Source organism: Sphingomonas sp. HMP9 (assembly GCF_013374115.1).
Lineage (GTDB): Bacteria > Pseudomonadota > Alphaproteobacteria > Sphingomonadales > Sphingomonadaceae > Sphingomonas.
Genome location: NZ_AP022673.1, coordinates 3,900,577 through 3,919,733, shown reverse-complemented (window position 1 = coordinate 3,919,733; position 19,157 = coordinate 3,900,577). Strand labels below are relative to the sequence as shown.

Genomic DNA, 19,157 nt, shown 5'->3' with positions numbered 1-19,157 from the left:
CACACCCTTAGCGGGAGTTAGTTGCGGCTGCTACCGAACAGACGCAGCACGAACATGAACATGTTGATAAAGTCGAGGTACAGGCTGAGTGACGACATGATCACGACCTTGCCGACCATGTCGGTGCCCGCGACCTGCGCATACAGGCTCTTGGTACGCTGCGTGTCGTAGGCGGTGAGGCCTGCGAACAGCAGCACGCCGACGCCGGTGATGACCAGCTGCATCACGCCCGACTGCAGGAACATGTTGATCAGGCTCGCGACCAGCAGGCCGACGACGCCGATGATCAGGAACGTCCCGAACGCCGAGAGATCGCGCTTGGTGGTGTAGCCGAACAGGCTCAGCCCGGCGAAACCGGCGGCGGTGGCGAAGAACGCACCTGCGATCGACGTGCCGCTATAGACCAGGAAGATCGTCGACATCGACAGGCCCATCAGGACGGCGAAGCCCCAGAAGAGTATCTGCATCGTGCCGGTCGACATCTTGTTCTGGCCGAAGCTCATGCCGAACACGATCGCGAGTGGCGAGAACATGATGACATACTTCAGGATGCCGCCGCTCATGAACACCTGTGCGGCGGGCGAGGATGCGCCACCCCATGCGAACAGCATCGCGACGATGCCGGTCAGCAGGACAGCCGAGCCCATGTAGTTATACACGGACAGCATGTACGACCGAAGACCAGCGTCATAGGCCTCGGTACGCTGGCCCGTCGCCGTCGTGCCGAACGGCGTGGCGCTGGGCCGGGGGTCAGACCAATTAGCCATTGTGAAATTAGCTCCTTTGCCCGGCATGGTGCCGGTTACGGTGAATATCGTCCCTTACAGGACGTTTTTCAAGCAGAGTGGTTGCATCGGCCCGGTGGTTCGCGGTTAACCTGCTGCAATCCATGATCCGCCTTTTCGTCGCCCTCCGCCCGCCGCCGGCTATCCGTCAGAGCCTGCTCGACATAATGGAAGGCGTTCCGGCCGCCCGGTGGCAGGACGATGACGACCTGCATGTGACGCTGCGGTTCATCGGCGAGGTCGAACGCCCCGTCGCGGAGGATATCGCCGTGGCGCTGAGCCAGGTCGGCGCGCCGGTACCGAGCGTGTCGTTGACCGGAGTCGGCCGGTTCGAGAAGCGCGGGCGGACCGATACGCTCTGGGCCGGCGTGACGCCGCACGGTGCGCTCGCGGCGCTGCACCGCAAGGTCGACCAGGCGTGCGTCCGTGCCGGCCTTGCGCCCGAACACCGTGCCTACCTCCCGCACATCACGGTCGCACGACTGGCGCGATCGGCCGGTGTCGGGTTCGCGATCGACGAATGGCTCGCCACCCATGCCGCACTGTCGAGCGCGCCCTTCCCGCTACCCCATCTCGTGCTGTACCAGAGCCATATCGGCCGCGACGGCGCAACGTACGAACCGGTGGCACGCTCGGCGCTGGGCGTCGCGGGTGGAACCTGAGCGGCGGCGGAGGGTTCGCCAAGAGATCAACGCGACGGTATCAAACACCACGGCATCGACGCGACGGTATCAACAGGGAGAAACGAAATGCGGATTGCGACACTGGCGCTGCTCGGCGCGGCGACGATCGGGCTGACCGCCTGCGAAAAGGGCGGCATGGAGACCGGCACGCCGATGGCGGGTGGCCAGCGCGCCACCGCGACGCTCCAGACCGCGACCGGCGGGGACGTCGGCCGCGCCACCGCCACCGAAGTCGCGGGTGGCCTCCGCTTCACGCTCGATGCCAAGGCGATGCCCCCCGGCACGCACGGCGCGCACATCCACATGGTCGGCCGTTGCGACGCCCCCGACTTCACGACCGCGGGCGGCCACTGGAACCCGACGGGCATGAAGCACGGCAGCATGAACCCGCAGGGACCGCATGAGGGCGATCTACCCAACCTCGTGATCGGCACAGATGGTCGCGGCACGATCGGCATCACGATCCCGGGCGCGACGATGGCTGGCCTGATGGATACCGACGGCTCGGCATTCGTGGTTCACGCAGGTCCGGACGACCTGATGACCGATCCCGCCGGCAACAGCGGCGGGCGCATCGCCTGCGGCGTGTTCCAGGCGGGGTAACCGTAGGCGTGCGGGCGATTAAGCCCCGCCCGCACGCCGCTCCGTGGTGCCGGGCTCGTTCCGACATCCACGGAACAGGTTCAGAGTAAAGGGCTAGCTGAAGATGGGCGAGTTCGGACGCGCGAGCAGAGCCCGCCCTTCCTCAGTTCGTGCCGAGTAGCGACCGTAACCGCCGGGTACGGCCAGCGCTCAGGAGCAGCGAATCGGCCCACAACGGCCCATAACCCCCAACCAACCGTACGCCCCTCCCCCACCAGCGCGGCGGCTGGTACTTGCCAGACGGAGGGGGAAGTAAGCGATCAAGCCTCTTCCGTGTCCCCTACGCCGCCGAACGCCCCGTTCCGGAAGACACCGCTCAGACCGCCTCCCCCGCCGCCCGCGCCCTGGCCTCCCGCGTCGCTTCGGCCCCGGGCGCCAACCGGTACGCCATCACCGCACAAACCAGCGTGATCGGCGTCACCACCAGCAACGACAGCATGCCCGTCGACAGGCTCCCGGTCAGCGTCGACACCCGCCCTGCCATATACGGCCCGAGCGCCAACCCGATCAGCGTCGTCCCGATGAAGAACGTCGCCGTCGCAGTGCCGCGCATCCGCGGTAGGACCATGTCCTGCGTGGTAGCCGCCGCCGCGCCCAGCGCACACGACGCGGTCAGCTGCGCAAGGAAGATGCCCGTATAGAATGCGGCCGGCGACGACGCGGTGAAGGCGAGGATCAGGAACGGCACCGGCACCACAGCACCGAAGATCACCACCCACAGCCGCCCCGCCGGATTGCCCTTGCGCAACCGGTCCGACACGACGCCGCCGATCGTCAGCCCAAGGAACCCCGCGGTCGCGCCGAGGCTGCCGATCATGAACCCTGCCGAGGACGGTGTCGCGCCAAGCTCGCGCAACGCATAGGGCGCCGCCCAAAAGCTCGCCGCATAGCTCAGGAACGCGTTCAGCCCATACGCCACCACCGTACACAGGAACGCCGGCGTGCCGACGATCAGCGCATAGGTCGGCGGATCGCGCCGCTTCAGCGCGGACGCCCATGAGAACACCGCATACACGCCGATCCCGACCGCGACCCATTGCGGCCAGGGCTCGCCCGCTTCGATCAGGCCCGTCACGGCGGCGGACACGATTGCGAGCGCGACGAGATTATACCCGAGCGCCCGCGCACCCCCCATGGCGGCACCGATCAAGGTCAGCGGCGGCACGATCGTCACGAGTTCGGCACCGAAGGCGCGGAACGGCGCCGGATGCTTCTCCGGCTCGGGCAAGCCCTCGACGAGCCCGCGGATCGGCTCCTTCAGCGTTGCGATCCAGAGCGCGAGCAGCAGTCCGGGCACGCCGACCGCCATGAACGCCGCTTGCCAGCCGACCAGCCCGAGCGGCCCGCCACCGGGATAGGCCGTGTTCCAGCCCTGCACGATCATCCCGCCGATGAACAACGAACAGCCGCCGCCGACGTACAGTCCAGCCGAATAAATGGACAAAGCCGTCGCGCGAAGGCGTTTCGGGAAATAATCGGAGATGATCGAATAGGCCGACGGACTCGCCGTCGCCTCGCCGATTCCCACGCCGATCCGTGCGGCGGCAAGATGCCCGCCGGTCTTCGACAATCCCGAGAGTGCGGTCATCACCGACCAGAGCGACAGTCCGATCGTCATCAGCCTGACACGGTGCCAATTGTCCGCCAACCTCCCCAAGGGGATACCGAACAGCGAATAGAACACGCCGAACGCCGTGCCGTACAGGAAGCCGAGATCCTGGTCCTTCAGCCCCAGGTCGCGTTTGATATCCTCCGCCAGGATCGAGATGATCTGCCGATCGACGAAGTTCAGAACATAGACGAGGAACAGGATCGACAGCACATACCAAGCGTATTTCGACGCCCCCCGCTCGACCGCCGCCCCCGCCTCGCCAGCGATGATTTCTGCCTCTGCCATGACCCCTCCCCGATGATTTTCGAGTTATGGGTATCAGAGCGAACGAGAGAGAAAAAGCGCTTTCAGATAAAGCGGGTACGTCCGCAACGGCGCCCTTCCCTCAGTGCGAGCCGATCCGCCCCCGGCGTAGCGCCCCCTGCTCCAGCCGCTGCAACAGCGTCTCGATCGTCGGCGGCGTGGTCGGTTCGGCTGGCGCGCGCAGAGGCCGCGCGATTGGCGCCGACGCGTGGACATCCTCGGCCGGTACAGGCGTGACGGCGATCGGCGGCTCGACAGGCTTTGGCGCGGGCGCGGTCACGAACGTTTCCGGCTCGGCGGTCGGCGACATCGCGATCACCGGCGCGACCATCGTCGGCTGTGCGAGCGGCGCAACCGGTCGAGTCGGCTCCATTGGCACGGGCCGCATCGCCTTCGGATCATACGCGGCAAGCGGCAAGTCGAGGTCGGCAGGAATGGTCCGCTCGGCGCGCGACGCGCTATCGATCGATCCCGCGCCCGCGACGCCGACCTCCATCAAAGGCGTGCCGAGATCGGCCGCCGACATCGGCTTGCGCGGCGGAGCATCGGGGTGAGCATCGGCACGACGGATCATCGGCACGCCGTCCTCCCGCCGTCCCGCGCCGGCGAACATTCCGCCCGGCCCGAACACCAGGTAGAGCGACGACCAGAGGATCGCGGCAACCAACGCCCCCGCGCCCAGCGCGATCATCGCACGCGCGGTCGCCCCGAGCGGCGGTGCCGCCATCGGTATCAGCGTCGCGATCCCCGTGTCGGATACGAACGCCTCCAGCGCATCACTCGACAACAGCATCACGCCAGCCGCCGCAATCACCCCCCCGGCAACCCCGCCGATGATCGGAAGCGCGCGCGTCAGGCTCGGACGCCGCAAAGTCTGGAGATCAAACGCAGCCATCACTCTTCCCGTACCGCGGCTGCGATCAGCCGCTCATAGACTGGCGCATAGCGACGAATGTTTGATGACCAGTTACGCTCTTCCTGGACGAATGCACGCCCCCGCGCGCGCCGCTCGTCCCAGCGCGAGCGATCCGCGAACATTCCAGCGAGCGCGCTCGCGATCGCTCCCGGATCGTCGGGCGGAAACAACGTGCCAGTGTCGCCGTCGCGGATCAACTCGCGGTGCCCGCCGACGTCCGATGCCGCGACCAGCCGACCCTGCGCCATTGCCTCGAGCGGCTTCAGCGGCGTGACCAGATCGGTCAGCCGCATGCGCTTGCGCGGATAAGCCAGAATGTCGACCAACCCGTAATAGCGCTCGACCTGCTGGTGCGGCACACGCCCGACGAAGCGTATCGCGTCCGCCACCGGCGACGCTTCCGCCTGCGCGCGCAATGCGGCTTCCATCGGGCCGCCGCCGACCATCAGCAGCCGGGCCCTTGGCCGCACCGCCACCAGCGCCGGCATCGCCGCGATCAGGTCGTCGAGCCCTTCGTAATCGTAGAAGCTGCCAATGAACCCGACGACGTCCGCGCCATCGAGGCCGAGGTCCGCACCCAAGGCATCGTCGCGCGGCGGCGCGCTGCCGAACAGGTCGAGGTCGACGCCATTGGGCGACACCATGATCTTGTCCGCGTCGATTCCTCGCGCGACCAGATCGCCGCGAAGGCCTTCGCAGATCACTGCCACCGCATCCGCCCGCCGCACCGCCCAGGTTTCAAGCGCGCGCGTCGCACGATACCGCAGCGACGTTGCCGTCCCCGTCCCGTTGCCGACTGCGGCATCCTCCCAGAACGCGCGAATCTCGTAGACCAAAGGCAGCTTGCGTTTTCGCGCGACGATCAGCGCAGCGAGCGCATCGATCACCGGCGAATGCGCGTGGAGGACGTCTGGCTTGAAGGCATCGACCGCCGCCTCGATCCGCTTGGCGAATGCCGCAATCCCGATGACCTCACCGACCGGCCCCGGCTTCAAGCTCGCATCCGTACGATGGAAGGTCAGCCCGTCGACTGCCTCCACAGAGGCAGGCGCGACACCGTGTCGCGGACCGGTGACTGCCGCGACAGTCCAGCCGAGCGCCTCCTGCGCCTTGAGGATCGCCCGCGTGCGAAACGTGTAGCCACTTTGCAGCGGCAGGCCGTGATCGAGAATATGAAGGATACGCATCGTGGACGTCGTCTGCCACAGATCGCTTAACGGCGCGTCAACTGACTATACCTACAGACGAATGCCGTTAGTTCGTCATATCGAAAGGAGGCCGAACCATGATCGACAATCTCGCGCTCGGCCTCAGCCACGGGCTGATGATGCTCGCCGCGTTCCTGCTGCTCAAGCGTCCGGATCTGGATCGCGAGGTTGGCCCGCACGACGCGGGGGACGCGAAGCCTGTCGTCAAGAAACCCCGCTTCGGTGCGTGATCTCGCCTTCATCGCCTTCCTGCTCGCGTTCTTCGCGATGGGGTTCAAGCGGCCGTTCCTGCTCGTGCTCGTGTATGTCTATATCGATATCGTTTCGCCGCAGCGGCTGACATATATCCTGCTCAACAGCGTGCCGATCTCGCTGATCGCGGTCGCGCTGGCGGTCGGCGGGTGGATCATGGCCGACGACAAGCGCGACACGCGGGTCGGCGGACGCCAGGTGTTGATCGTGCTGCTGCTCCTGTATTGCTGGGGCACGACGATTGCCGCGGACTTCCCCGCCGAGGCCAAGGAGAAATGGGACTGGGTTTGGAAGGCGCTTGCCTTCGCGGCGTTCCTGCCGCTTACGCTGCGGACGCGCGTCCGGATCGAGGCGCTGCTGCTGTTCATGATCCTCGCTGCGTCGTCGATCATCGTCGTCGGCGGGATCAAGACGATCGCCAGCGGCGGCGGCGGCTACGGCCAGCTGAACCTGATGGTCGACAATAATTCCGGCCTGTACGAGGGCAGCACGATCAGCGCGGTGGCGATCGCGATCGTCCCGATCATCATCTGGTTCATGCACCACGGCACGATCTTCAGGCCGGACTGGCGCGTGAAGGCCTATTGCCTGGCGCTCGTCTTCGCGTGCCTGCTGATCCCGGTCGGCACGTCGACGCGCACCGGGCTGCTCTGCATCGGCCTGCTCGCGCTGCTGTCGATCCGCAACGTGAAGCGCAAGGTCGCGTATCTGGCGATGCTCGGCGTGCTCGGCGTGGCGGCGATCCCGTTCCTGCCGTCGACCTTCACCAACCGCATGAACACGATCAAGACGTACGACGCGGACGAATCCGCCTCGACGCGGCTTGCGGTGTGGAAATGGACGATCGAATACGCAAAGGCGCATCCGTTCGGCGGGGGCTTCAACGCGTATCTGGGGAACCACATCCGCTATGACCTGAAGACCGCGCCCGGAACGAGCGGGCCTACTGCCGCAGCAACGCCTAAGGTCGAGGTTGATAAGGCGCGTGCCTATCACAGTGCCTATTTCGAGATGCTGGGCGAGCAGGGGTATCCCGGGCTTGCCCTGTGGCTTGCGATCAACCTGATCGGCATCGTCCGCATGGAATTCATCCGCCGCCGCTACCGCGATCCGGACGGCGACTTCGCGTGGGCCGGACCGCTCGCAGCCGCGCTCCAGAGCGGGCATATCGTCTACCTGCTCGGTGCGGGTTTCATCGCAATCGCGTTCCAGCCGTTCATCTACATGCTGATCGGCGCGCAGATCGGCCTCGACACCTATCTCGCGCGCAAGCGGGACGAGCAGGCGTTCCGGCCCATGCACCGTGCCGCCGCGGGCACCGAGCCTGCGGCGCCCGGTGCGCTCTCGGCGTGATCGACCGGGCCCCGGTCCACGAACTGCGCGCGCTGACCGGCGTTCGGGGGATCGCCGCGTGGTTCGTCGTCTTCTACCACATCCGCCTGTCGATCGCGGGGTTGCCGACCGTGCTGCGTGAGGTCTTCGCCAAGGGGTATCTGGCGGTCGACTTCTTCTTCCTGCTGTCCGGCTTCGTGATCTGGCTGACCTGGTCCGACCGCATCCGTTCCGGCGGCAGGGCGAGCATCCCCCGCTTCCTGCAAAAACGCATCGCCCGTATCTGGCCGCTGCATCTGGTCACCCTGGGGGGCGCTGTGGCGCTCGCCCTGCTGTTCCGCGCGACCGGCCGCAGCGATCCGCAGTTCGCGTTTCCCGAATTGCCGCTGCACGTCCTGCTGCTCCAGAACTGGGGCTTCACGCATCATCTCGCCTGGAACGACCCGGCCTGGTCGATCAGCGCGGAACTGGGGGCGTATCTGCTGTTTCCGCTGCTGGTGATGGCGGTGGACTGGCGACGTCTGCCGAGCGCGGTACTGCTGGCGCTGGCGGGCCTGCTGTTGCTGGCGCTGCACCTCGCGATCGGCTCGCCGACGCTCGGCACCGACATCCCGCGCTACGGCCTGCTCCGCTGCCTGGTCGAGTTCACCACCGGCAGTATCGTCTGCGCGCTCTGGCTACGCTGGCGCACCGCGCGTGCGGCGATTGAAGCGGCCACATTCATCGCCATAGCGCTCATCATCATATGGATCGCAGGCCTGCCCGAAACGCTCGTGGTCCCGGCGCTGTTCGCCACGCTGCTCCTGCTGCTGGCCCTCACCACGGGCCGATCGCACAACCCGTTCGAGACCAGCACGATCCACTATCTCGGCGAGATCAGCTACGCGACGTATCTCAGCCACTTCATCCTGTGGAAGGCGTTCAAACTCGTGTTCGTCAGCAACGCTAACGCAGTCTTGCCGACGACGATCGCGCTGTATCTCGCAATAGTTTTGGCCGCTTCGATCGCCCTGTATCACCTGGTCGAACGCCCGGCCCAACGCTGGCTCAACAGGCGCTAGCCCACCGCCTCCTTGTTTCCCCGCGAAGGCGGGGACCCAGTCTGGGCTCCCGCCTTCGCGGGAGAACAAGGAAGAGCGTGCTTCACTCTTTCAATCAGTCGACCGGTTCGTCGGCGAGCTCTTCCTCCAGCGCCTCGATGATCGCCTTGTTGAACGCCGGGATATCGTCCGGCTTGCGGCTGGTGATCAGGTTGCCGTCGACCACGACCTCCTTGTCCACCACGTCCGCGCCCGCATTCTCGAGATCCGTGCGGATCGACGGGAAGCTCGTGAGCCGACGCCCGTCGATCACGTCCGCCTCGGCCAGCAACCACGGCGCATGGCAGATCGCGGCGACGATCTTGCCGTCTTCCATGAACTCGGTGATGATCTCGATCGCGCGCTCTTCCTGGCGCATCGTGTCCGGGTTGGCGACGCCGCCCGGCAGCACCAGCGCGTCGTAATCGTCGGTATCGACCTCGTCGAGCGTCAGGTCGGGCGTCGCCGTCTCGGCCTTGTTAATGTCGCCCTTCATGCCCTGGATGGGATCGGTCTTGATCGAGGCGAGCGTCACCTTCGCGCCCGCCGCCTCCAGTGCCTTGCGCGGTTCGAACAGTTCGACGGTCTCGAAACCGTCGGCAGCGAGCATCAATACGCGAGCTTGGGAAAGATCGGCCATGTCATGTCTCCAGTGAAATCCCGTGCCCCCTCAACACCGCGCCGCGCCCGTCGTTCCGGAACGATGCGCCTTCCCGAACATTTCCAAAGACAGCCAGAAATCGCCCGTTTCAACGGCGCCCCCGAGGGACCACCGCATTGCCCATCAAGATTGTGTATTCCGATGACTCCAAGCCCGGCATCACCCGCAAGAAGATGCGGAACGGCTGGGGCTATTGGGATCCGAAGGGCGATCGCATCACCGACCGCGACGAGATCGACCGGCTGAACGCGGTCGGCCTGCCCCCCGCCTATCGAGACGCGTGGTTCTGCCCCAAGCCCAACGGCCATATCCAGGCGGTCGGCTGGGACGAGAAGGGGCGCAAACAATATCGCTATCACCTGGGCTTCCGCGAAGCGCAGGAGGCCGCCAAATACGAGCGCTGTGCCGACTTCGGCCATGCGCTCCCCAAGATCCGCAAGGCGGTCGAGGCGGACCTGCGCAAACGCTCACTGACCCGCGAACGCGCGGTCGCTGCCGTCATCCGCCTGCTCGACGGCGGCCATATCCGTATCGGCAACGAAGCCTATGCAGAGGCGAACGAGAGCTTTGGCGCGACCACGCTGCGCAAGCGCCACGGTGAAGTGAAGGGCGCGACGCTCAAGCTCCAGTATAAGGGCAAGTCCGGCAAGATGCGGACGCTCAAGATCACGGATCGGTCGCTCAGCAGCTTCGTCAAGAAATGCCAGGACCTCGACGAACAGCATTTGTTCGCGTGGCTCGACGACGCGGGCGTAGCGCACCCCGTTACCTCCACCGACGTCAACTGCTACATTCGCGACGTCACGGGCACCGATTTCACCGCGAAGAACTTCCGCACCTGGGCGGCCAGCGTCGCTGCGTTCGAAGCGCTTGCGTCGGCCGAACGCGACCTGAGCCTCAAGACGATGCTAGAGCCCGTCGTCGCTCGCCTGGGCAACACGCACGCGATCGCACGGAAAAGCTATGTCCACCCGTCGCTGATCGCGCTGGTGAAGACCGGCCAATCCACCTTCCGCAAGGCACTCCGCCTCCCGCGCGCCAAGCGCTATCTGAGCCGGGAGGAATGTGGCCTGATCACTTTCCTCGAAGCCGGCGCGTGCCAGACCGCGATCATCGCACCCCCTCGCGCCCAAGCGGCCTGACGAGTATTTTCATGTCCAATTCCACTACCGCCGCCAAGCAACCGATCTTCGACGCGGGCGACGTCGGCAACCAGGCCCAGGATTTCGTCACGGCCAGCATCGCCTGGGTCCAGGCATATTGGCTCCAGATCCTGATCGCGTTCGGGATCGGCGCGGTGATCGTCATCGTGCTCCACACCGCGCGCCGGTTCGGCAGCAAGCTGTGCGAACGCCCGCGCGCAATGAACGGCTGGGGCATCGTCGTCGGGAAGGCGATCGCGCGGACTGGTAATTTCTTCATCGTGATGCTCGCCGCCAAGCTAGTCGCCGGCTATTCCGCCGCCCCCGGCGAAGTCGCGACGACGATCAACTTCCTCTTCACCGTTGCCGCGGTGTTGCAGGCGGCCGTGTGGGTGCGCGAGATCATCCTCGGCGCGATCGAACACCGCACGCAGTCCGAGCATTACTCAGGCGAGGCGCTGCTCTCCGCGATGGGCCTGATCCGCCTGCTCGTCACCTTCGTGGTGTTCGCCGTCGCGCTGGTCGTCGTGCTCGACAATCTCGGCGTGAACGTGACCGGCCTCGTCGCAGGGCTCGGCGTCGGCGGCATCGCGATCGGCCTGGCCGCGCAGGGCATCTTCGCCGACCTGTTCGCCGCGCTCGCGATCATCTTTGACCGCCCGTTCCGCCGTGGAGACTCGATCAGCTACGACACAGCCTCGGGCAGCGTCGAGGCGATCGGCCTGAAATCGACGCGCATCCGCGGCATCGACGGCGAGGAGCGCGTGATCTCGAACAAGAACCTCCTCAACAAGGAGATCCTCAACAACACGCAGCGCAATCACCGCCGCGCCAAGTTCGTCATCGGCGTCACCTATTCGACGCCGCCGGAAGTCTGCTCGCGCATTCCCGCGATGCTCAAGGAGATCGTCGAGGCCAACGACAAGATCTTCACGCGCGCGGGCTTCACGGGGTTCGGCGCGTCGAGCCTCGATTTCGAGGTGCAGTTCGACAGCAAGGGCCCGGATTATGCGAGCTTCTACGACGGCCGCACCGCGGTCGGCATCGCGATCCTGAAGCGCTTCAACGACGAGAAGATCGAGATCGCCTTCCCCACTCAGGTCAACATGATGGCCGCGCCCGATGGCTCGGTGGTGATGCCGTATCCAGACATCGGGACGTCTCGCGAGCCAGCGACGACTGGTGCCTGACCGTTCCCCTGCGAAAGCAGGGGCCCAGGGTCATAACGCTTGCACTCGAAACCCTGGGCTCCCGCTTTCGCGGGAGAACAGCCTGTATTTTCTTTCATTCTCCACCCCGGCGAAGTCCGGGGCCCAATTGGCAAGGTCGCAATAACGAAGCGCGACAGCCGTCAACACCGTTCCCCAATTGGACCCCGGCCTTCGCCGGGGTGGTGCTCTATGAGCCGCGCGAACGCTAGTTGAGGCCGAGCTGAGGCTAGATCCCGCCCTCGTCCAACGACAGCAACGTGGCATTCCCGCCCGCGCTCGTCGTATCCACCGAGACCGCCCGCTCCGCACAGAAGCGGTACAGGTACCGCGGCCCGCCAGCCTTCGGCCCGGTCCCCGAAAGCCCTTCGCCGCCGAAGGGTTGCGACCCGACCACCGCGCCGATCATCGACCGGTTGATGTACAGATTGCCCACCGCGGCCTCGGCCTCGATCACCTCGGCCGCGCGCGCGATGCGGCTGTGAAGGCCCATCGTCAGGCCGTAGCCCTTCGCATTGACCCGCGCGATCGTCTCGCTGAGCTTGCCCGCCTCCCACGTCGCTACATGCAAGATCGGCCCGAACCACTCCTGGTTCAGTTCCTCGATCGCGCCGATCCGCACCAGGGTCGGCGGCACGAACAGCCCGTCCGTGGGCGCATCGAGCGTCTTGACGATCTTCGCCTTCACGCTCTCGCGGTACGCCATCAGCCGGTCATACGCGGCCTGATCGATCACCGGCCCGACGTCGGTCGCAGGATCGCCCGACCGCCCGATCCGCAATGTCTCCATCGCGCCCGACAGCATCTCGATCACGCCGTCCGCAATATCCTCCTGCACCAGCAGCAGGCGCAACGCCGAGCAACGCTGTCCCGCCGAACGGAACGACGATGCGATCACGTCGGCCACCACCTGCTCCGGCAGCGCGGTCGAATCGACGATCATCGCGTTGATCCCGCCGGTCTCGGCGATCAGCGGCACGATCGGCCGCGTCTCGTCGTCAAGCAACGAGCGCGCGATCTTCCGCGACGTCGCGGTCGACCCGGTGAACGCGACGCCCTGGATGCGCACGTCCGCCGTCAGCGCTGCGCCGACCTCCGGCCCGCCGGTCACGAGGATCAGCGCATCGCCCGGCACGCCAGCCTCATGCGCAAGCTCCACCGCACGCGCCGCGATCCGCGGGGTCTGCGGTGCAGGCTTGGCGACCACGGTGTTGCCGGTGACCAGCGCTGCCACCGTCTGCCCGAGGAAGATCGCCAGCGGGAAGTTCCACGGCGCGATCGTCGCCCAGACACCGCGGCCCTCGATATGCAGCGTGTTGCGCTCGCCCGTCGGCCCCGGCAGCTCGATCGGGTGCAGGTTCAACCGCGCCTGTTGCGCATAATAGCGACAGAAGTCGGCCGCCTCGCGCACCTCGCCGATCGCGTCGGCAATCGTCTTGAACGCCTCCTGCACACAGATCGCCATCAGCTCGTCGCGGTGCTTCTCGAGCAGATCGGCGAGCCGTTCGAGGCATGCCGCACGCTCGTCGACCGGGGTGGTCGACCACCCCCGAAACGCCGCATGTGCCCGTGTAATGGCGGCCGCCACGCTGCGCGTTTCATCGCCTTCCGCTCCCCCCCGGCGAAGGCCGGGGTCCAATGGGGCAGGCTGCCGTGACGACGCACCGTCCTCAGCCAAATCACCGCGCCCAATTGGGCCCCGGCCTTCGCCGGGGTGGTGCCCTGACGGAGTGACCGGGGTATGCGGCAACGGCGCATTCACCGCCGCAACGCTAGCCTCGAGCGTCCCTACATCACTCAAATCCAGTCCGGCCGAATTCCGGTGCCCCCCGGCCCCGAACAAATCCACCGGCAACGGAATGCTGGGATGCCGCTTCCCCCCGACCGCCGCGATCTTCGCCACCGGATCCGCGAGAATCTCGGCCTCGGTCAGTCGCTCGTCCGCAAGCTGGTGCACGAAGCTGGAATTCGCGCCATTCTCCAGCAACCGCCGAACCAGATAGGCGAGCAGGTCGCGGTGCCCGCCAACCGGCGCATAGACGCGACAATGATAGCCGTTCTCCTGCACCAGCCGCTCGTACAGCCCATCGCCCATGCCGTGCAGCCGCTGGAACTCGAACTCGCGGCTGTTGCCCGCCCATTCCATGATCGTCGCGACCGTCAGCGCATTGTGGCTCGCGAACGCCGGCCGGATATTCTCCGCCGCCAGCATGTCCTTCGCCACCGCGAGATACGACACGTCGGTCGCCGCCTTGCGCGTGAACAGCGGATAGTCCGCCAGCCCCTCGACCTGAGTGCGCTTGATCTCGCTGTCCCAATAGGCGCCCTTCACCAGCCGCACGTTCATCACGCGGTCGAGCCCGTTCGCCCATGCGATCACCGGCCGCGCGCGCTTGCCATAGGCCTGCACCGCCATGCCGAACCCGTCCCAGCCCTTCAGCGACGGGAGCCCCGCGACCGCACCGATGATGTCGAGGCTCATCTCCAGCCGCTCGGATTCCTCCGCATCGACGGTCAGCGCGATGCCCTTCGACGCCGCCTGCACCGCGAGCGCCTCGAGCATCTCGGTCAGCGCGGGCACGCACTCGCTCCACCGCGCGACCTCGTACCGCGGATGCAGTGCCGACAGCTTGACCGAGATCGAATGCCCCGCCGCCGGATCGCGCCCGACCGCATCGACCGCCCCGACATAGGCCTGGAAATAGCGCTGCGCGTCGGCATGCGTCCGCGCCGCCTCGCCGAGCATGTCGAAGCTGGCGGTGAAGCCCTTGTTCTCCGGGCGCCGCATCCGCTTCATCGCCTCGTCGATGGTGCGGCCCATCACGAAGATCTCGCCCATCATCTTCATCGCCGCGCCGACTGCCTGCCGCACGAACGGCTCGCCCGCGCGGCTGATCAGGCGACGCAGCGGTCCGGTCGATCCCTCGCCGACCAGCACCCGGCCGACCACCAGCCCCCAGGTCGCCGAATTGACGAGCTTCGAATTGGACTTGCCCGCATGCGCACGCCAGTCCGCATCACCAAGCTTGTCGGCAATGAGCAGATCCGCCGTTTCCGGATCGGGCACGCGCAGGAACGCCTCGGCGAGCGACAGCAAAGCGACGCCTTCCGACGAATTCAGGCGGTATTCCTGCAGGAACTGGTTCACCCAGCCCTTGCTCTGTGCCGCCCGCAGATCCGCGAGCAGCCCCAGCGCATGGCCCATCACCCGCTCGCGCGAATCCGAATCGAGCGCGGCGCGGTCCAGCAGCGGTTTTAGAACATCGGGTTCGCTCGCGCGGTACAGCTTGGCCATGATATCACGGGGATTGGACGTTACGGCAGTCGACATTTTCCAGCTTCCGGTTGGGTGAGGCTTGCGATCCGCTCGCCTGTACGCCTAGAGACATTTCAGCGCTTAGCGCCAAATGAGCTTTGAGGGGAATGCCGTGGCGACGATCACCACCGCGCAGATGCAACAGCGCATCGGCACCGAGACGGTTTCCGACTGGGTCGAGGTCACGCAAGCGATGATCGACACATTCGCCGACGCGACCGGCGACCACCAGTTCATCCACATCGATCCGGTTCGCGCGGCACAGACTCCGTTCGGCGGCACGATCGCGCACGGCTTCCTGACGCTGTCGCTGATGCCGTTGCTCTCGTCGAAGGTGCCGGACGCGCCGACGATCGAGGGTGCCAAGATGGGCGTCAATTACGGCGGCAACTCGGTCCGCTTCCTATCCCCGGTCCGATCGGGCTCCAACGTACGCGGCCGGTTCAAGCTGTTGTCGTTCGACGAAAAGCGCCCCGGCCAGTGGCAGCAGACCAACGCCTTCTCCGTCGAGATCGAGGGCCAGGAGAAACCCGCCCTGATCGCCGAATGGATCAGCCAGATCTTCGTTTGATTTACCGATTCCCCTCCCGCGAGCGGGAGGGCAGCAGAAAAGGATATACCCATGCGTTCAGCCGTCATCGTGTCCACCGCCCGCACCGCCATCGGCCGTGCCTATCGCGGCGGCTTCAACAACACCCCCGCCCCCACGCTCGCCGCGCATTCGATAAAGGCCGCAGTCGAGCGCGCCGGCATCGATGGCGCCGAAGTTGACGACGTTGTCTTTGGCTGTGCGCTCCAGCAGGGTCACCAGGCCGGCAACATCGCGCGCACCTCGCTGCTCCGCGCGGGGCTTCCCGTCACCGTGTCGGGCATGTCCGTCGACCGCCAGTGCGCCAGCGGGCTGATGGCGATCGCCACTGCTGCCAAGCAGATCATCACCGACAATATGGATATCACGATCGGCGGCGGCGTCGAGAGCATCAGCCTCGTCCAGACCCCGCAGATGCGCGTTGCCCCCGATCCCCAGCTGATCGCGATGCACAAGGACGTCTACATGCCGATGCTGCAGACCGCCGAGGTCGTCGCCAAGCGCTATGGCATCAGCCGCGACGCGATGGACGCTTATGCGCTCCAGTCGCAGCAGCGCACCGCCGCCGCGCAGGCCGCGGGCTATTTCGACGCGGAGATCGTCGCGGTCGAGGCCAACATGGCGATCGTCAACAAGGAGACCAAGGAGGTCACCTACAAGGACGTGACGATCGCCAAGGACGAGGGCAATCGCGCCGACACCACGCTCGAGGGTCTCCAGTCGCTGAAACCCGTGATGGGCCCCGATTTCACGATCACCGCGGGCAACGCGTCGCAGCTGTCGGACGGCTCGTCGTCGTCGGTGCTGATGGAGGAGAAGATCGCCTCGCAGCGCGGTCTCCAGCCGCTCGGTCGCTATGTCGGCATCGCGGTCGGCGGCACCGAGCCCGACGAGATGGGGATCGGCCCGGTCGTCGCGATCCCCAAGCTGCTCAAGCGCTTCGGCCTCAAGATGGACGATATCGGCCTGTGGGAGCTGAACGAGGCATTCGCGGTACAGGTGCTCTACTGCCGCGACAAACTCGGCATCCCCGACGAGCGGCTCAACGTCAGCGGCGGCGCGATCTCGATCGGCCACCCCTACGGCATGACCGGGGCCCGTGCGACCGGCCACGCGCTGATCGAAGGCAAGCGCCGCGGCGCGAAGTATGTCGTGGTTACGATGTGCGTCGGCGGCGGCATGGGCGCGGCAGGGTTGTTCGAAGTCCTGTAAACTTGAAATTCGCTTCAAGCAGGCGTAATTAGACGCTACAAAGGTTGTCTACTCCTTTCGATGAGCCTCAGTCGTTGCAGCGACTGGGGCTCTAATCGTTTGGGGCTCGGCTTGCAGACCGAGCCCCGCCCGCGTGCTTACCTCTTACGCGCCGTTTCGATCACCTTTACGACCAGCGTCGCAAAGGCAATCAGCACGCCGAGGAATAGACACGTATCTGCAAAGGTCATGCTATCTCCCTTCGGTTGACGGCATGATTACCGCCAAGGCCGGTATTCCTGGCATAGCTGATATCGACAACGAGCCCGTAGTGCAGAGAGGCTCTCTACAAGACGCGGTTCGGCCGAGAGCGCGCAACCAACGCCCGCCCCACCCGTTCTCACAGGCAATCCAAGCCCATAGGAGAATGACGATGGCCGACAAGGATACCCCGCAGGAAATCGCAGCGAAGTTCATCGACAAGCTGAAGTCGAGCCCGTTCGTAATGATCGGCCTCGAGGATGGTCAGCATTCCGAGCCGATGACCGCGCAGATCGACGACGATCAGCCCAATACGCTGTTCTTCTTCGCCGGTCGCGACAACCGCATCGCCAAGGGTGGCACGGCGATGGCGCAGTTCGTCGGCAAGGGCCATGATTTCTTCGCCTGCATGTCGGGCGACGTTTCGACGTCGAACGACCGCACGCAGATCGACAAGCTCTGGAACAACCAGGTCGAGGCATGGTTTCCGGGCGGTAAGGAAGACCCCAACCTCACGCTGCTGCGCTTCGACATCGACAGCGCCGAGCTGTGGGAGACGGACATCTCGATCGGTGGTCGCCTGAAGATGCTGTTCGGCGGCACGATCCGCTCGGACGAGTCGAGCAGCCACGCAGTCGTCGACTCGGTCGCCTAACCTGATTATGGGCAGCCCCGCGATTGGGGCTGCCCATAATCATCACCCGTTCGCGGTGATGGACTCTTCCACTACCGGCGCGATCTTGTCGCGCCAGAGCGATCCGTTGAAGATGCCGTAGTGCCCCGCGCCTTCCGCGATCAGATACCGCTTCTTCGCATCCGGCAATGCCGTCGCGAGCGTCAACGCAGCCTTGGTCTGGCCCAGACCTGAAATATCGTCACGCTCGCCTTCGATCGCCAGCAGCCCGATGTCGGTGATCGCTGCAGGATCCACCAGCCGACCCCGATGCGTCAGGATGCCGCGCGGCAGTGCGTGGGTCTGGAAGACCACATCGATCGTCTGGAGATAGAATTCCGCAGTCATGTCGCAGACCGAGCGATATTCCTCATAGAAATCCTGGCTCTGCGACGCGCTCGCATCGTCGCCCTGGACGAGATGCTTATACATCTCCCAATGCGAGACCATGTGGTTGCCCAGATTCATCGACATGAACCCGGCGAGCTGCAGGAACCCGGGATACACCTTGCGCCCAGCGCCGGGATAATTGCCCGGCACCGTCGCGATCACGTTCTGCTCGAACCAGGCGTGCGGCCGCTCGGTCGCCAGCGTGTTGACCGCGGTCGGCGCCTCACGCGTGTCGACGGGACCGCCCATCAGTGTCAGCGTCTTGGGCCGGCACGGATTCTTGTCCGCGCTCATCAGGGCCGCCGCGGCGTAGCAGGGCACCGACGGCTGGCAGACCGCGAGCATATGCGTGCCGCCCTGCCCTTCGTTCGCGCCAACCTGCTCGAGGAACGCGATGAGGTAATCGACATAATCGTCGAGATCGAAACGGCCCGCCGACAGCGGCACGCTGCGCGCATCGCGCCAGTCGGTGATGTAGACGTCCGCGAACGGGAGCATCCGCTCGACCGTCCCGCGCAGCAGCGTGGCATAATGGCCCGACATCGGCGCGACGATCAGCAGCTTGGGGCCGCCCTCGACGCCGTCACGCACGAACCGCTTCAGCTGGCCGAAATCCTTCCGCAGCACGATCTCTTCGCACACCGCGACGTCACGCCCGTCGATCACCGTCCGGTCGAGCCCGAACGCCGGCTTTCCGCGAGTCGCATTCGCGTGTGCGAACACCTCCAGCGCCGATCCGATCACCGCCCCGCCCCCTAAATAGGAGAATGGGTTTGCCGGGTTGTTGAGCATTTCCGCGCCGAAACTCGCCAGTTTGCTGGCACCTGACATCATCGACCGTTGGAATTCGTAAGCATCGTAGAGCATGCGGTATCCTTCGCCTCTATATAGGCGATAACGGTCGTAACGCAAAA

General features: G+C 65.6%; 17 protein-coding genes. 10 read left to right on the top strand and 7 right to left on the bottom strand.

What is annotated here, in order from left to right; translation table 11 throughout:
- Positions 1-17: 17 nt before the first annotated feature.
- Positions 18-767, bottom strand: coding sequence for a Bax inhibitor-1/YccA family protein (locus HMP09_RS17795; RefSeq protein ID WP_176501441.1), 750 nt, complete (start codon positions 765-767; stop codon positions 18-20).
- Between the two features lie 122 nt (positions 768-889).
- Here HMP09_RS17795 and thpR point away from each other — a divergent pair, with 122 nt between their 5' ends.
- Both thpR and HMP09_RS17785 read left to right on the top strand, forming a co-directional pair.
- Entirely contained in the window at positions 890-1,447 is a 558-nt protein-coding gene (thpR, locus tag HMP09_RS17790; RefSeq protein WP_176501440.1) for an RNA 2',3'-cyclic phosphodiesterase, read from the top strand.
- A gap of 87 nt (positions 1,448-1,534) precedes the next feature.
- Positions 1,535-2,071 (top strand): superoxide dismutase family protein, encoded by a 537-nt coding sequence (locus tag HMP09_RS17785; protein ID WP_176501439.1) that lies wholly within the window; start codon positions 1,535-1,537, stop codon positions 2,069-2,071.
- 355 nt (positions 2,072-2,426) lie between these two features.
- Here HMP09_RS17785 and HMP09_RS17780 read toward each other — a convergent pair whose 3' ends face one another.
- The 3 genes from HMP09_RS17780 to HMP09_RS17770 form a co-directional block, all read right to left on the bottom strand.
- Positions 2,427-4,007 (bottom strand): spinster family MFS transporter, encoded by a 1,581-nt coding sequence (locus HMP09_RS17780; RefSeq protein WP_176501438.1) that lies wholly within the window; start codon positions 4,005-4,007, stop codon positions 2,427-2,429.
- 100 nt (positions 4,008-4,107) lie between these two features.
- On the bottom strand, positions 4,108-4,920 hold the full coding sequence (locus HMP09_RS17775) for a hypothetical protein (RefSeq protein WP_176501437.1): 813 nt from the start codon (positions 4,918-4,920) through the stop codon (positions 4,108-4,110).
- Positions 4,920-6,128, bottom strand: a complete 1,209-nt coding sequence (locus HMP09_RS17770; protein ID WP_176501436.1) for a TIGR04063 family PEP-CTERM/XrtA system glycosyltransferase — start codon at positions 6,126-6,128, stop codon at positions 4,920-4,922. Before HMP09_RS17770 ends, HMP09_RS17775 begins: the two co-directional genes overlap by 1 nt.
- A gap of 98 nt (positions 6,129-6,226) precedes the next feature.
- Here HMP09_RS17770 and HMP09_RS17765 point away from each other — a divergent pair, with 98 nt between their 5' ends.
- Genes HMP09_RS17765 through HMP09_RS17755 form a run of 3 tightly spaced genes read left to right on the top strand, consistent with a single transcriptional unit; the run spans position 6,227 to position 8,794 of the window.
- The gene (locus HMP09_RS17765) at positions 6,227-6,379 is read left to right on the top strand and encodes a hypothetical protein (RefSeq protein WP_176501435.1); all 153 of its coding nucleotides are present in this window, start codon (positions 6,227-6,229) and stop codon (positions 6,377-6,379) included.
- Positions 6,372-7,754, top strand: a complete 1,383-nt coding sequence (locus tag HMP09_RS17760; RefSeq protein ID WP_176501434.1) for a putative O-glycosylation ligase, exosortase A system-associated — start codon at positions 6,372-6,374, stop codon at positions 7,752-7,754. The genes HMP09_RS17765 and HMP09_RS17760 overlap by 8 nt, the downstream gene beginning before the upstream one ends.
- On the top strand, positions 7,751-8,794 hold the full coding sequence (locus HMP09_RS17755; RefSeq protein ID WP_232090464.1) for an acyltransferase family protein: 1,044 nt from the start codon (positions 7,751-7,753) through the stop codon (positions 8,792-8,794). Before HMP09_RS17760 ends, HMP09_RS17755 begins: the two co-directional genes overlap by 4 nt.
- 94 nt (positions 8,795-8,888) lie before the next feature.
- On the opposite strand, the gene HMP09_RS17750 is transcribed toward HMP09_RS17755, so the two are convergent.
- Positions 8,889-9,452, bottom strand: coding sequence for a type 1 glutamine amidotransferase domain-containing protein (locus tag HMP09_RS17750; RefSeq protein ID WP_176501433.1), 564 nt, complete (start codon positions 9,450-9,452; stop codon positions 8,889-8,891).
- Positions 9,453-9,646: 194 nt separating this feature from the next.
- On the opposite strand from HMP09_RS17750, the gene HMP09_RS17745 reads away from it, so the two are divergent.
- Entirely contained in the window at positions 9,647-10,615 is a 969-nt protein-coding gene (locus tag HMP09_RS17745) for a DNA topoisomerase IB (RefSeq protein WP_176501873.1), read from the top strand.
- 11 nt (positions 10,616-10,626) lie between these two features.
- Positions 10,627-11,805, top strand: a complete 1,179-nt coding sequence (locus HMP09_RS17740; protein ID WP_176501432.1) for a mechanosensitive ion channel family protein — start codon at positions 10,627-10,629, stop codon at positions 11,803-11,805.
- Between the two features lie 247 nt (positions 11,806-12,052).
- Here the strand turns inward: HMP09_RS17740 and putA are convergent, their stop codons facing one another.
- Positions 12,053-15,118, bottom strand: a complete 3,066-nt coding sequence (putA, locus tag HMP09_RS17735; protein ID WP_232090463.1) for a bifunctional proline dehydrogenase/L-glutamate gamma-semialdehyde dehydrogenase PutA — start codon at positions 15,116-15,118, stop codon at positions 12,053-12,055.
- A gap of 157 nt (positions 15,119-15,275) precedes the next feature.
- Here putA and HMP09_RS17730 point away from each other — a divergent pair, with 157 nt between their 5' ends.
- The 3 genes from HMP09_RS17730 (at position 15,276) to HMP09_RS17720 (ending at position 17,835) form a co-directional block, all read left to right on the top strand.
- Positions 15,276-15,710, top strand: coding sequence for a MaoC family dehydratase (locus HMP09_RS17730; RefSeq protein WP_176501872.1), 435 nt, complete (start codon positions 15,276-15,278; stop codon positions 15,708-15,710).
- Positions 15,711-15,761: 51 nt separating this feature from the next.
- Positions 15,762-16,940, top strand: a complete 1,179-nt coding sequence (locus HMP09_RS17725) for an acetyl-CoA C-acyltransferase (protein ID WP_176501430.1) — start codon at positions 15,762-15,764, stop codon at positions 16,938-16,940.
- A 412-nt stretch (positions 16,941-17,352) separates the two neighbouring features.
- Positions 17,353-17,835 (top strand): pyridoxamine 5'-phosphate oxidase family protein, encoded by a 483-nt coding sequence (locus tag HMP09_RS17720; protein ID WP_176501429.1) that lies wholly within the window; start codon positions 17,353-17,355, stop codon positions 17,833-17,835.
- Between the two features lie 42 nt (positions 17,836-17,877).
- Here the strand turns inward: HMP09_RS17720 and HMP09_RS17715 are convergent, their stop codons facing one another.
- Complete coding sequence (locus tag HMP09_RS17715) at positions 17,878-19,110, bottom strand: polyhydroxyalkanoate depolymerase (RefSeq protein ID WP_176501428.1); 1,233 nt, start codon at positions 19,108-19,110, stop codon at positions 17,878-17,880.
- Between the last annotated feature and the right edge of the window lie 47 nt (positions 19,111-19,157).